General features: G+C 62.7%; 10 protein-coding genes. 2 read left to right on the top strand and 8 right to left on the bottom strand.

Annotation, left to right across the window (positions count from 1 at the left end):
* The first annotated feature begins 4 nt into the window (after positions 1-4).
* Positions 5-2683, top strand: a complete 2679-nt coding sequence (locus GGR23_RS15670) for a DNA translocase FtsK (protein ID WP_183367238.1) — start codon at positions 5-7, stop codon at positions 2681-2683.
* Positions 2684-2761: 78 nt separating this feature from the next.
* Here the strand turns inward: GGR23_RS15670 and GGR23_RS15665 are convergent, their stop codons facing one another.
* The 4 genes from GGR23_RS15665 to GGR23_RS15650 all read right to left on the bottom strand — a co-directional run bounded on the left by GGR23_RS15665 (position 2762) and on the right by GGR23_RS15650 (position 7864).
* A complete protein-coding gene (locus tag GGR23_RS15665; RefSeq protein ID WP_246365571.1) occupies positions 2762-3847 on the bottom strand; it encodes an AI-2E family transporter in 1086 nt (361 codons plus the stop codon).
* Between the two features lie 144 nt (positions 3848-3991).
* On the bottom strand, positions 3992-6328 hold the full coding sequence (locus GGR23_RS15660; protein ID WP_183367237.1) for a membrane-bound PQQ-dependent dehydrogenase, glucose/quinate/shikimate family: 2337 nt from the start codon (positions 6326-6328) through the stop codon (positions 3992-3994).
* Positions 6329-6417: 89 nt separating this feature from the next.
* On the bottom strand, positions 6418-6558 hold the full coding sequence (locus tag GGR23_RS15655; RefSeq protein WP_183367236.1) for a hypothetical protein: 141 nt from the start codon (positions 6556-6558) through the stop codon (positions 6418-6420).
* A 136-nt stretch (positions 6559-6694) separates the two neighbouring features.
* The gene (locus tag GGR23_RS15650) at positions 6695-7864 is read right to left on the bottom strand and encodes a Gfo/Idh/MocA family protein (RefSeq protein ID WP_183367235.1); all 1170 of its coding nucleotides are present in this window, start codon (positions 7862-7864) and stop codon (positions 6695-6697) included.
* 178 nt (positions 7865-8042) lie between these two features.
* Here GGR23_RS15650 and GGR23_RS15645 point away from each other — a divergent pair, with 178 nt between their 5' ends.
* Positions 8043-8690, top strand: coding sequence for a CatB-related O-acetyltransferase (locus GGR23_RS15645; protein ID WP_183367234.1), 648 nt, complete (start codon positions 8043-8045; stop codon positions 8688-8690).
* On the opposite strand, the gene GGR23_RS15640 is transcribed toward GGR23_RS15645, so the two are convergent.
* From GGR23_RS15640 to GGR23_RS15625, 4 genes are all read right to left on the bottom strand, one after another.
* Positions 8687-9739, bottom strand: a complete 1053-nt coding sequence (locus GGR23_RS15640) for a sugar phosphate isomerase/epimerase family protein (protein WP_183367233.1) — start codon at positions 9737-9739, stop codon at positions 8687-8689. The genes GGR23_RS15645 and GGR23_RS15640 overlap by 4 nt on opposite strands.
* Before the next feature lie 76 nt (positions 9740-9815).
* Positions 9816-10766 carry a substrate-binding domain-containing protein gene (locus GGR23_RS15635; protein ID WP_183367232.1) on the bottom strand — a complete coding sequence of 317 codons (951 nt, stop codon included), beginning with the start codon at positions 10764-10766 and terminating at the stop codon, positions 9816-9818.
* Between the two features lie 68 nt (positions 10767-10834).
* Entirely contained in the window at positions 10835-11842 is a 1008-nt protein-coding gene (locus GGR23_RS15630) for an ABC transporter permease (RefSeq protein ID WP_183367269.1), read from the bottom strand.
* A 49-nt stretch (positions 11843-11891) separates the two neighbouring features.
* Positions 11892-13430 carry a sugar ABC transporter ATP-binding protein gene (locus GGR23_RS15625; RefSeq protein WP_183367231.1) on the bottom strand — a complete coding sequence of 513 codons (1539 nt, stop codon included), beginning with the start codon at positions 13428-13430 and terminating at the stop codon, positions 11892-11894.
* Positions 13431-13502 lie beyond the last annotated feature (72 nt).

Below are 13502 nucleotides of genomic sequence, written 5' to 3'. Positions count from 1 at the left end.
CCCCATGCGCATCAACAGAACCAATTTCGGTAATAATTTCAATGGTATGAATGAAGGGGACGGAGAGCGCCGCGTGTCGCCGGCAGCGCCGGACGCCGGCCAGCGCGTTCATCGGGCAGATGAAATTGCCGCAAGCGAGATCGAGGGCCGAAGCACCATGCCGGTCTGGCAAAGTGCATTCACGCTCGGACCGAACGTGCGCTTCAGCCGCACGCCGGAAGCTGCCCTGTCGCGCCGGACGCACCAGGAAACAGTCCCGCAGGCCTCGCAGCTCCCGGAGCAGCAACCCGAGCCGATCGTCGTATCTCAGGCTCCTTCCCCGGAGTCGGCCATGGCGCAGGCCGAAAGCGTAAAGGCGGCGCCGGGACCGGTCGAGGTCCTTCCCACGCAGATCCAGCCTTCGGGTGCACGCGCCATAACGTTCCGTCTTCGCCAGGAATTCGAGGGGCGACAGCCCTCGGCGGCGCGGCGCGAACCTTCGTTGCCCGCACCACGATATGAACCGACGCCGGTTCCCAATCCCGCACCCCTTGACCGGCTGATCGACGCCCTGACCAGCGGGCTGCACGTCCCTTCTCCACGGGAGGCGTCCGGGAATGCGGTCTCCTTAACCCCGGTCGCTTCGGCTTCCTATCTTTCGGATCATGCGTTTTGGGAATCGGTCGCGTTGACGTCGGAGGATGAGGCACCGCCGGTTCCGGAAAGCCGGGGTGACAAGGCGGCTCTGCGCAACCAGCAAATTCTTCGCGCTGCCCTCACCGGCGAGCAATATCAGGCGGTTGTCATCGCCGAAGCTCCTGCTGCGCCGGAGGCAACGACCCGGCCTCAGGAACATGCCGCCGAAATACCGAAGAAGCCGAATTTGCAGCTGCCCTTCCGGACGCCGCTCGGAAGCCGCTTTCATGCCGACGATGGATCGATTTCGCGACTTTATCGCGGGATCGAGGTCATTGCCCGCCCTCATGGGCAGCCCTCCCTGGACCAGGCGTTGCCGGTCCCGAGGATCGACGCCGCTGCTCCCGCTGCAGAAAGCGCGCCGGCCGCAACGGTCAGCATACCGGCACCCGTGGACGCAGCGCCGCCCGCGCTGCGGGAACCGGCTGCAAGGGCTCTCCCGACCTCGGAGGCAGACTACGAATTCCCGGCGATCGACCTGCTGCAGGAGCCAAGCCAGCGCATCGAGACGACGATGACCCCGGAGGCGCTGGAGCAGAGCGCGGGCCTTCTGGAAAGTGTTCTTGAGGATTTCGGCATCAAGGGCGAGATCATCGACGTGCGCCCGGGCCCGGTCGTGACGCTCTACGAGTTCGAGCCTGCTCCCGGCGTGAAGTCTTCCCGGGTCATCGGCCTGTCGGACGATATCGCCCGGTCCATGTCCGCGCTGTCGGCGCGCGTTGCCGTCATCCCCGGCCGTAACGTCATCGGTATCGAACTGCCGAATCCCGTTCGGGAAACGGTTTTCCTCCGCGAGCTGATCGAGGCGCAGGATTATGCGGCGAGCCGCTTTCACCTGCCGCTCTGCCTCGGCAAGACAATCGGTGGCGAGCCTGTCATCGTCGAGCTGGCCAAGATGCCTCACCTGCTGGTCGCAGGAACCACCGGCTCCGGTAAGTCCGTGGCGATCAACACGATGATCCTGTCGCTTCTCTATCGGCTGAAGCCCGAGGAGTGCCGCCTGATCATGGTCGATCCCAAGATGCTCGAACTCTCTGTCTATGACGGGATCCCGCATCTCCTGACCCCCGTGGTAACCGATCCGAAAAAGGCGGTCATGGCCCTGAAGTGGGCGGTTCGCGAAATGGAGGAGCGTTACAAGAAGATGTCGCGCCTCGGCGTGCGCAACATCGACGGCTACAACACGCGTGCAGCGGCTGCCCGTGCCAAGGGCGAAACGATCATGTGCACCGTGCAGAACGGCTTCGACCGCCAGACCGGAGAACTCCTTTACGAGCAGGAGGAAATGGATCTGACGGCGATGCCTTACATTGTCGTGATCGTCGATGAAATGGCCGACCTGATGATGGTGGCCGGGAAGGAAATCGAAGGGGCGATCCAGCGTCTGGCGCAGATGGCCCGTGCGGCCGGCATACACCTGATCATGGCGACGCAGCGTCCCTCCGTCGATGTCATTACCGGGACGATCAAGGCAAACTTCCCGACGCGAATCTCGTTCCAGGTCACCTCCAAGATCGACAGCCGCACGATTCTGGGTGAGCCGGGTGCAGAACACCTGCTTGGTCAGGGCGACATGCTGCACATGATGGGTGGCGGCCGCATTGCGCGCGTGCACGGTCCTTTCGTTTCCGACGAGGAGGTTGAAAAGGTCGTCGCCCATCTGAAGACGCAAGGCCGGCCGGAATATCTCGGCACCGTAACCGAGGACGCCGACGAGCCCGAGGCCGAAGCGGAAGAGGATACCGCCGTCTTCGACAAGACTGCCATGGCGGAGGAAGACGGCAACGACCTCTACGAGAAGGCGGTCAAGCTCGTCATGCGCGACAAGAAGTGCTCGACGTCCTACATCCAGCGGCGCCTCGGGATCGGCTACAACCGTGCAGCCTCGCTTGTCGAGCGGATGGAGCAGGAAGGTCTCGTCGGGCCTGCCAACCATGTGGGCAAGCGGGCAATCCTGGCGGGCGGTCGCGAGACTCATGACGCTCCCGCCATCGATCATGACGACTGATCGGCAGAAGCCCTTTGCCGGGTAAGCGCCGGGTGTGCCGCAAACCGTCACGGTCGCGGCAGGTCCGGTGCGCCCATCCTAGTCCCGCTGGGGCTGGGTGGGAGATTCGGATATGGTGGGATGTTCGCCGGAAAGAAAGTTACCCAGCGGGCGCCAGCTTTCGACATGGTCGGCGATGACCTTGATCACCACCAGGATCGGCACGGCCATCAGCGCACCGATGAAGCCCCACAGCCATGACCAGAAGGATATGGAGATGAACACGGCGACGGCGTTCAGCTCCATACGCCTGCCGATAAGCATCGGCGTGAGAAACTGACCTTCCGCCACGTGGGAGAAGACGATGAGCCCCGGTGCAAGAAGGCTGTAGAACACGTTGTCGAAGGTAACGATGGACATGATCCCGACCAGAACGATGGAGATCAGGGCGCCGATATAGGGGAGGTAGTTGAGCAGGAAGGCGAGAACGCCCCAGACGAGAGGATTGCTGATGCCGATCAGCCATAGCCCTGTCCCGACGAAGATCCCCACCATGATGTTGATGACCGTGATTGTCAGGAGATAGCGGGAGATTTCGCCCTCTATGCTGTAGACGATCCGCAGCACCTTCTTCTTGTCGCTGAGCCGGGAAAAGGATTGCACGATCTTCTGGTAGAAGAGGTTGCCGGACGCCAGCAGGAAGAGGGAAAGCACGAAGGTGATGGCAACGGTCGTTCCGATGGACAGCAGGTTGCCGGCCGCGCGGGACAGGATTCCCGGCTGCGCCACGACCACCTTCTGTGCATTCGTATCGTTGATGTCGCTGGTGACGTTTTCGATCTGGGATGTGGCTTCCAGGGCCCCCTCGAGCGATTGCTTCAGGCCGATCAGCTTGAGCTTGAGCGTGTAGCCGATTTGGGGGGCGTCCGCGATCATGGCCGCTATCGGTCCGCTGGTAATATAGCCCAGCAGCAGAAAGACGAAGGCGGACAGCGCGATCAGGAGCGTTGCGCCGATCGCGGGAGGAATACCCCATTTGGTCATGGTCCTGACCACGGGCGCCAGCGTCGTCGAGAGGAGAAAGGCCAGAAGGACCGGAGTGAGGAATTCCTTGCCGAGGTAAAGACAGTTCACCACCAATATGACGAATATGCCGACGATGTAGGGATGGGAGCGGGCGCGCATTCGAGACCTCCTTCACCCTGGGCAGCAGTATCGTCAAGCGGCTTCTCGTGAGGCCGGGCGAGCGAGCGAAGCGGACGGGCTCTCGTAAATGCATCTGAAGGGGATTGGTTCCGCGCCGTGGCGAACGGCGCGGAACAGCCTTCATCAGGGCAATCGATAGGCGATCACGTAGTCGCCCGGCTTCGTCCCGACCGAGCCATGGCCACCGGCGACCATCACGACATACTGTTTTCCGTCGCTGGCGCGGTAGGTCATGGGCGTTGCCTGGCCGCCTGCGGGCAGCCGGCTTTCCCACAGGACGCGCCCCGTCGTCAGATCGTAGGCGCGCAGGTAGTTGTCCACGGCAGCTCCAAGGAAGGCAACGCCGCCGCGCGTGATCATCGGGCCGCCGATTCCCGGCACCCCCACACGGAAGGGCAGGGGAAGTGGCGTCATGTCATAGACCGTGCCATTGCGGTGCTTGTAGACGATCTTGCCCGTCGTAAGGTCAACGCCAGCCACATATCCCCATGGCGGGGCCTGGCAAGGGATGCCGAGCGGGCTCAGGAACGGGCCCATGTAGACGCCGTAGGGGGCACCTTCGTTCCGGTTCAGGCCTTGCTCGCTTCCCTTCTCGCCCTTCCCCTTTTCCGGCATTTCGGCGGCGGGCACGAGGCGCGACGTGAAGGCCAGATAGGTCGGCATCCCGAACATCACCTGCCGTTCCGGGTCGATGGCCACGCTTCCCCAGTTGAAGGTCCCGAAGTTACCCGGGTAAACGATGGTGCCCTGCAGCGAAGGAGGCGTATAGCGGCCGTCATAGCGGTAGCTGTGATAGGCAATCCTGCACATCATCTGATCGATCAGGCTGAGGCCCCACATATCCCTTTCGCGGAGCGCGGGTGGGGAAAAGGTGAGATCGGAGATGGGCTGTGTCGGGGCGGTGCGATCTTCCGGAATGGCTCCGCCCGGAGCGGGTATCTCCTTGTAGGGGATGATCGGCTCGCCGCTGCGCCGGTCCAGCACGTAAATGTCCCCCTGCTTTGTCGGAGCAACGATCGCCGGCACTGTGGTACCGTCCTGTTTCCGCATGTCGAAGAGCACGGGCTGGGCGGGCACATCCATGTCCCACAGGTCATGATGCACGAACTGGCGGACCCATTTCAGCATGCCGGTGTTGAGGTCCAGTGCGACGACGGAGGAGGAAAACTTCTCTACATTTTCACTTCTGCCCATGCCCAGCTGGTCGGGAACCTGATTGCCGAGGGGAACATAGACCATTCCAAGAGCTTCATCTGCGGAGAGAACCGACCATGCATTCGGCGAGTTGGTGGTATAGGTCTGGCCAGGGGGCAGAGGGGCCGTCTGGTCGGGGTTGCCCGAATCCCAGTTCCACACGAGTGCACCCGTCTCGATGTCGAAGGCCCGGATGACGCCGGACTGTTCCTTCGTGGAGTAGTTGTCGTTCACCGCTCCGCCGATGATCAGTTTCCCGGCGGCGGCAACCGGCGGCGATGTGGAATAGTAGTAGCCAGCGGGATTGTATTTCATGCCCTGATTGAGGTGGAGCACCCCGCGATCTGCAAAGCCTTCGCAGATTTTGCCGGTTCCGGCATCCAGCGCTATCAGGCGGGCATCCGAGGTCGGAAGGTAGACGCGCTCGGCGCATGGACTTCCCTCCGTCGCCTCAGGCGAGCGGTAATAGGTCACTCCACGGCACGTCTGGTGCTGCCGGTCCGGGTTGAGACCCACATTCGGGTCGAACTTCCACTTCTCCTTGCCCGTTGTTGCATCGATGGCGATGGCCCAGTTGTGCGGCGTGCAGAGATACAGCGTATCGCCGACCTTCAGGGGTGTGACCTGGTAGGTGGTTTCGCCTACGTCCTCGGGCTTTTTCACGTCTCCCGTCTGGTACTGCCACGCGACCTGAAGCGATCCGACATTGTCAGGCGTAATGTCGGTCAGCGGCGAGAAGCGCTGACCGTAGGGCGTGCGTCCATACTGATGCCATTCCTCATCCGGAACGTTCCCGCCAAAGGCGGCCTTCTCGACCCTTGCCGCCGGGAGCTCTCCGGAGAGGTCGCGGGGATCCTGGAGCATCGCGTAACCTGCAACCGCAATGGCCGCGACAACCGGCAGAGCAAGCGGCCAGGCCGTGGCACCACGGTCGGGCGCAGGATTGGCCGATGAGCGAAGGTGGCGGCGTATGGGCGGAAGCAGAAGCCAGAGGCCCAGCACGATGAGGAGCCCGCCGCGGGGGGCCAGCTGCCACCAGTCGAATCCCACCTCATAGATCGCCCAGACAAGGGCAACCACAATGAGCACGCCGTGCACCGCAAGTGCGCTCGCCTTCCTGCGGTAGAGCAGGAAGGATGTGATGATCATCATGATGCCGGCAAAAAGATAGAAGGGGCTGCCGCCAAGGGTCAGCAGCCAGGCGCCGCCGGCCGCCAGCACGAAGCCGAGGAGTAGAAAGACGAGAGCGGTCAGGAAAACGAGCACAGTGCCATCTCCAATGAGACATGGGCCCGGCGAGCGGAGGGCCTGCCGGGAGGAGGGAGGTGCGGGCCGAGGCGCCGCACCGGCAAATGTCAGGGAGCAGATTGATCTATCGCGTGGGGGGGAGGCTGGGCGTTATCGGCGGTTGTCGAATTTCCGATATAGCCGCCCGCATAGAGAATGCCGAACAGCACGATCAGTATGATGATGACCCAGATGATCCGTGATCTCATCGATGCACACTCCTGCCATTGTCCGGTGGGAACGCGACAGGGAGCGGTTGGTTCCGGCCATTAGTGGACACAACGGCCGGAGCTTTTGTTCGGGGGCCGCCTGCCGGGATGCAGGCGCGCTGGAAGGGAGCCAGACTCAGAGCTTGACCCAGGCGCCGTTCCGCTTCGAGGAGGCGATGCAGGCTTCCACGAAGGCCACGCCCGTAACGCCGTCCTCGACCGTCGGATAAACCACGTCGGGATCGACGGGACGGCCCTGACGCTTGGCATGGATCGCGCGCGCGGCCTCGGAATAGATGGTCGCGAAACCTTCGAGATAGCCTTCCGGATGACCGCTCGGAATGCGGCTCACGCGGGCGGCGGCCGCATTGGCGCCGGCCCCGTTGCGGGTGATGAGCTGCTTCGGCTTGCCGAGTTCGGTGAACCAGAGATAGTTCGGATCGGCCTGCACCCATTCGATGCCGCCCCTGGTCCCGTAGACGCGCAGCTTCAGCCCGTTCTCGTGTCCCGTCGCAACCTGGCTGCACCAGAGCATGCCTTTCGCCCCGCCGGCAAAGCGCAGCATCACATGGGCATTGTCATCGAGCTGGCGCCCCGGCACGAAGGTGTGCACATCGGCGGCCAGCTCCTCCAGTTCGAGGCCCGTCACGAAGGAGGCAAGGTTGTAGGCATGGGTGCCGATATCGCCCGTCGAGCCGCCTGCGCCCGACTGTTTCGGATCGGTGCGCCATGCGGCCTGCTTCTGCCCGGATTGTTCGATCGGCTCTGCAAGCCAGTCCTGTGGATATTCGACCTGAATGACGCGGATCTCGCCGAGCTCCCCCTTGCGGACCATCTCGCGGGCCTGCCGCACCATGGGATAGCCCGTATAGTTGTGCGTGAGCACGAAAAGCGCGTCGGATTCCTGCGCGATCTTCAGCAGCTTCCTTGCATCGGCAAGGTTGGATGTCAGCGGCTTGTCGCAGATCACATGAATTCCGCGGCGCAGGAATTCCTTGGCCGCCGGATAATGCATGTGGTTGGGCGTCACGATGGCCACCGCCTCGATGCCGTTCTTCAGCTTCGCCTCGCGGATGGCCATGGACTTGAAATCGTCATAGGTGCGCGCGGGATCGAGCCCGAGCTCGGCACCCGACTGGCGAGATTTTTCAGGCGTGGAGGAAAGCGCTCCCGCCACCAGCTCGTAATGATCGTCGATGCGGGCGGCAATGCGGTGCACTGCGCCGATGAAGGCGCCGGACCCGCCACCGACCATTCCGAGCCGGATCCGCGGCTCGCGCTTTTCTACCGTTCCTTCGATTGCCATCTCTATCTCCTCCTGTTCCTGTCTTGAGTATGTCTTTGGAAGCCGCTATTCTTGAACCTTGCAAGAAGGATGCCCTGGCAATGAACAACTGAGATCCGCCTCCGGCGAGGCAAGCGAACCAAGGACCGAGCCCTCAGGCTCCATCCCCTGTTTTCCCTCCCATAGATCGGATCCAGTCATGCCCTTTCTTGACGCCCATGCGGCGCATCCCATCACGCTTCCCGATGGAACCGTCGTTCGCGAAACCGTACACCTCAGCGCGGTCATCCATCACCCGCGCATCAAGGTCGGCGACTACACCTATTTCACCCATTCCGGCCGGCCTGAAGAAACGGCGGGCGTTCTCGCGCCCTATATCTTTCCCTTCAGCCCGGAAAAACTGGTGATCGGTAAATTCTGCCAGATCGCGCGCGGTTCCTATTTCATCACCAGTTCCGCCAATCACCCCATGACCGGCTTCACCACCTTTCCCTTCAGGATCTTCGATCTCGCCGCCACCGGCGGCTATCAGGATCTGCCCTTCCGGGATACCGTCGTCGGCCACGATGTCTGGATCGGACATGGCTCGGTGATCATGCCCGGTGTCACGATCGGCAGCGGTGCCGTCATCGCAGCTGCCTCGGTCGTCACCCGTGACGTCGAACCCTACACCATCGTTGGCGGAAATCCGGCAAATCCGATCCGCAAACGCTTCGATGAGAGGACGATTGCCGAGCTTCTGGAAATCGCCTGGTGGGACTGGCCGTTGGAGCGGATCGAGGCCCATGTCGCCGCGCTCGAGAGCGGCGACATGGCGGCGTTGAGGCGTGCAAGCCGTCAAGGCTAGATCCCCAGCATGCGCCGGTTCGCTGCCTCGTCGGTGCCGGCGCCCGCAAAATCGTCGAAGGCCTTTTCGGTGACGCGGATGATGTGGCTGCGGACGAATTCCGCCCCTTCCCGCGCGCCGTCCTCCGGATGCTTCAGGCAGCATTCCCATTCGACCACGGCCCAGCCGTCGAAATCATGAGCGGTGAGCTTCGAGAAGATCGAGCCGAAATCCACCTGGCCGTCGCCCGGCGAGCGGAAACGCCCGGCCCTGTTCACCCAGGACTGGAAGCCGCCATAGACGCCCTGCCGGCCGGTGGGATTGAACTCCGCATCCTTCACATGGAACATCTTGATCCGCTCGTGATAGATGTCGATGTGGTCGAGATAGTCGAGGCATTGCAGCACGTAATGCGAGGGATCGTAGAGCATGTTGGCGCGGGCATGATTGCCGACCCGTTCGAGGAACATCTCGAAGGTCACCCCGTCATGCAGGTCTTCGCCGGGATGGATCTCGTAGGCGACATCGACCCCGCAGTCCTCCGCATGATCGAGGATCGGACGCCAGCGGCGGGCCAGCTCGTCAAAGGCGGTCTCGACAAGTCCTGCGGGCCGCTGCGGCCAGGGATAGATGAACGGCCAGGCGAGCGCTCCTGAAAAGGAGGCCATGGCGGTGAGCCCGAGATTTCTGGAGGCGGTGAGGCAGAGTTTCACCTGCTCCACGGCCCATTCCTGCCGTGCCTTCGCATTGCCGCGCACTTCGGGAGCGGCAAACCCGTCGAAGGCTTCGTCATAGGCCGGATGCACGGCGACAAGCTGACCCTGCAGATGCGTAGACAGTTCGGTGATCTCGACGCCGTTCTCGCGGGCTACACCGGCAAATTCGTCGCAGTAGTCCTTCGAGGAGGCGGCCTTCTTCAGGTCGATCAGCCGGCCGTCCCAGCTCGGCACCTGAACGCCCCTGTAGCCGCAATCGGCGGCCCAGCGGGTAATGTCCTTCCAGGAATTGAAGGGGGCCGCATCGCCTGCGAATTGCGCCAGGAAAAGCGCCGGTCCCTTGATCGTCTTCATGCCATTCCTCCCGTGGCAAAGAGTTCAAGTTGCAGGGAGCGCCCGGAAGGCGCTCCCCTTAAATCGATTTATAAGCTCAGAAGGGCGAATCCGGGAAGTAGAAATCCTTGGCATTGTCCTTCGTGACAAGCGTGGCATCGAGCGTGTAGGTCCCGCGGACCGGTACCTGGCTGTAAAGGGCCGCTGCCGTCAGCTCCATGGCCGAACCCACCATTGCCGGCGGATAGAGCACGTCGACCGGGATCATCTTGTCGCCGTCCTGAACCTTCTTGATCATGTCCTTGGAACCGGCGCCGCCAACCACATACTGGATGTCGGTGCGGCCGGACTGCTCGATGGCCTGCAGCACGCCGACGGCCATGTCGTCGTCCTGGCACCAGACCACGTCGATCTTCGGGAACTTGGTCAGGTAGTCCTGCATCACCTTGAAGGCATCGTCGCGGTTCCAGTTGCCGAACTGGCGGTCGAGAACCTTGACGTTGGAGCCGGCAATCGCCTTGTCGAAGCCGTCCTGGCGCTGCTGGTCGATCGGAATCGGCAGGCCGCGGATGACCACGACTTCAGCATCCGGCGTGGTGTTCTTGATGTAGTTGCCGGCGACTTCGCCCAGCGCCGGATTGTTGCCGGCGACATAGAGATCGCGGACCGTGTCGTCCATGACGCTCGGTGCGCGGTCGACGATGGCGACGAAGGTGCCCTTGCTCTTGACTTCCTTGATGGCGTTGACGAGCGGATCGGGATCGGTCGGCAGGATCACCAGTGCATCGAGGCCCTGGGTTTCGAGATCCTGGATCGCGTTGGCCTGGCTTGCCGGATCGGGCGAGGTCTTCACCACGACCTTGAGGCCCGGATGCTCCTTCTGGAGCAGTTCGGCCACCCGTTCGGCGTGGTAGACGACGCCCGCGGTCCAGCCGTGGTCCGCTGCGGGAATGGAAACGCCGATGGTCTTGGCGTCCTGAGCCCCCGCCACACCGGCCGTGAGGCCGATGGCCGCAAAGGCTGCGGCGCGCGCGAAATTCTTCAGCATGTGTGTTCTCCTCCTGGGGTTGATCGCCCTTAAGGGCGGTACGTCTGGCCGGGCCTCCCGGACCGGCCTCACGATTTTCGAACGAGCGAGCGCTGCACGAGCATCGCGATGATGATGATCGAGCCCTGGATGGCGCCGATCAGGTATTCGCTGATGAAATTGGAAAGCAGCATGATGTTGCCGACGATCTCCAGAATGAAGGCACCGCAGATCGTGCCCCAGACCCGGCCTGCCCCGCCTTTCAGCGCCGTGCCGCCGACCACCACGGCGGTGATCGCCTGCAGTTCCCAGAGAATGCCCGTCGTCGCCGAGGTCGAGCCGAGGCGCGGCACGTAGAGCAGCACGGTGATCGCCACGCAGAGGCCCTGGATGATGAAGGCGACCATGCGCACCCGATTGACGGCAATGCCCGAATAGCGTGCCACGTCGCTGCTCGAACCGACCGCCACCACATGGCGGCCATAGCGGGTGCGGTAGAGGATGAAGGCGGCAATGGCAGTGACGACGAGGATCACCAGGATCGGAACCGGCAGGCCCAGAACGCTGCCGAAATAGGCGGGGCGCACCATGGTCTGGATGTCGGGCGATTTCAGCGTGATCGCGCCGCCCTGCGAAAGCCAGGTGGTCAGGCCGCGATAGATGCCCATGGTGCCGAGCGTGGCGATGAAAGGCTCGATCTTGCCGACGGTGGTGATCAGCCCGTTGAAGAAGCCGCAGAGCGCGCCGGCAAGGATGGTGAGCGCAACGGCCGCCGCAATGGTCAGCGCCGGATCCGCAATGGCGCCGGAATTCATGAACAGGATCATCAGGCTGGCCACGAAGGCCACCATGGAGCCGACGGAGAGGTCGAGATCGCCTGCCGAGATGACGAAGGTCGCGCCGACCGCGATGATCGCGATGAAGGCGCTCCGGGTCGCCACATTGGCAAGGTTTGCAATGCTGATGAAGTTCGGGTTGACCAGCGCGCCGACGATCAGCAGCAGTGCCAGTGCGGCAAAGGGTGCAATCGCCCTCAGATCCATGTCGCGAAGACTGCGCGCCGGCCGCGCCCGATCAGATAGTTCCGTGTTGCTCATGGCCTGGTCCGTTCCCCCTCTATTCTCGTTCATGCAGCCGGCCCTCTTTTCAGGCCGGTACGGCTCCGGCCTCCTCCGGCCGGGTGCGCCGCTTCAGCCCGGCGGCATAGCGCATGATTTCCTGTTCGTTGATTTCGTCGCCCTCGAGCACACCGACGATCCGGCCTTCGCGCATCACCGCCACCCGGCTGCAGAGCCCTATGATCTCGGGCATTTCCGAAGAGACGACGATGATCGACCAGCCATCGCGCGCAAGCGACGATATGAAGTGATAGATCTGCTGCTTTGTGCCCACGTCGATGCCGCGGGTCGGCTCGTCGATGATGACGATCTTGGGATCGGTCTCCATCACCTTGGCGAGAAGAAGTTTCTGCTGGTTGCCGCCGGACATGCGTGCGGCAATGACATTGCCGTCGCGGACCCGGATGTCGAAGCGGCGGCGGGCGCGGTCCATCGCCTTTGCCTCGCTCTTCGGATCGAGATAGACGACGGGTCCGTGCTGATCGAGCGATTGCAGGGTCAGATTGACCGTCATTCCCTCGCCGAGAAGCAGGCCCTTCCCCTTACGGTCCTTTGTCATGTAGGCAAGACCCGCCTGGTTTGCCGCGCGCACGTCGCCGCTTCTCAAGAGGCGGCCATAGATGCGCACCTCGCCGCTTGCCGGCGTGCGGATGCCGGAGATGGCTTCCATCAGCTCGCTGCGTCCCGAGCCGATCAGGCCCGAAAAGCCGAAGACCTCTCCCTTGCGGATCTCGAAGCTGGCGTCCTTCACATAGCCGGTGGAAAGATCTTTGACGGATAGGGCGATTTCCTCGTCCACGTCGGGCTCGTGCTTGGCAGGATAGAGGCTGGACAGTTCGCGTCCGACCATCAGCTGGGCAATGCTCTCGCCATCGAGTTCGGAAACAGGGGCAGTCTTCACCCACTGGCCGTCACGCAAAACGGTGACGCGGTCGGCAAGCTCCATCACCTCGTCCAGCTTGTGGGAGACGAAGACGAAGCTGGTGCCCTGGTCGCGCAGGCGACGGACCTGATCGAACAGAATGCGGGTTTCCTCGCGGGAAAGCACCGCGGTCGGCTCGTCCATGAAGACGACGCGCGCATCGCGGCTGATCGCCTTGGCAATTTCCACCATCTGCTTGTCGGCGACCGGCAGCGAGGAAATCAGCGCGTCCTCGTGGATGTGGGAGCCGAGCCTGTCCAGAATGTCGCGCGTGGCCTTGCGCATGAAGCTTCGGTCGAGAATGCCGAAGCGGGTCACCTCGCGGCCCAGGAACATGCTTTCCGACACGGTCAGATGATCGGCCAGATTGAATTCCTGATGGATGAGGACGATGCCGGCGGCTTCTGCCGCGCGATTGTTGGCGAAGGAGACTTCCTGCCCATCCATGAGGATGCGGCCGGACGTCGGCTTTTCGAAGCCGCTCAGCACCTTGACCAGCGTGGACTTTCCCGCGCCGTTCTCGCCCATCAGTGCGTGAACCTCGCCGCGCCGCAATTCGAAATCGACGCTGAACAGAACCTGCACGCCGGAAAACGATTTGCAGATGCGGCTCGCGGCCATGACGGCCGCGCCGGTCTCGGACATGCTCTCCTCCCGGGCCCCTCTTCCCATTGCGGCAAGATGTAAACCTTTACATCCGACATGTAAAGGTTTACA

It is taken from the genome of Gellertiella hungarica, from assembly GCF_014197145.1.
Lineage (GTDB): Bacteria > Pseudomonadota > Alphaproteobacteria > Rhizobiales > Rhizobiaceae > Gellertiella > Gellertiella hungarica.
Note: the sequence above shows the minus strand (reverse complement) of the source record. Positions and strands in the feature narration are given on the sequence as shown.

Excerpts from the sequence above, each read along its gene's own strand:
- GGR23_RS15670 (WP_183367238.1), top strand. The coding sequence starts at position 5 with ATGCGCATCAACAGAACCAATTTCGGTAATAATTTCAATGGTATGAAT.
- GGR23_RS15665 (WP_246365571.1), bottom strand. The coding sequence starts at position 3,847 with ATGCGCGCCCGCTCCCATCCCTACATCGTCGGCATATTCGTCATATTG.
- GGR23_RS15655 (WP_183367236.1), bottom strand. The coding sequence starts at position 6,558 with ATGAGATCACGGATCATCTGGGTCATCATCATACTGATCGTGCTGTTC.
- GGR23_RS15650 (WP_183367235.1), bottom strand. The coding sequence starts at position 7,864 with ATGGCAATCGAAGGAACGGTAGAAAAGCGCGAGCCGCGGATCCGGCTC.
- GGR23_RS15645 (WP_183367234.1), top strand. The coding sequence starts at position 8,043 with ATGCCCTTTCTTGACGCCCATGCGGCGCATCCCATCACGCTTCCCGAT.
- GGR23_RS15640 (WP_183367233.1), bottom strand. The coding sequence starts at position 9,739 with ATGAAGACGATCAAGGGACCGGCGCTTTTCCTGGCGCAATTCGCAGGC.
- GGR23_RS15635 (WP_183367232.1), bottom strand. The coding sequence starts at position 10,766 with ATGCTGAAGAATTTCGCGCGCGCCGCAGCCTTTGCGGCCATCGGCCTC.
- GGR23_RS15630 (WP_183367269.1), bottom strand. The coding sequence starts at position 11,842 with ATGAGCAACACGGAACTATCTGATCGGGCGCGGCCGGCGCGCAGTCTT.
- GGR23_RS15625 (WP_183367231.1), bottom strand. The coding sequence starts at position 13,430 with ATGTCCGAGACCGGCGCGGCCGTCATGGCCGCGAGCCGCATCTGCAAA.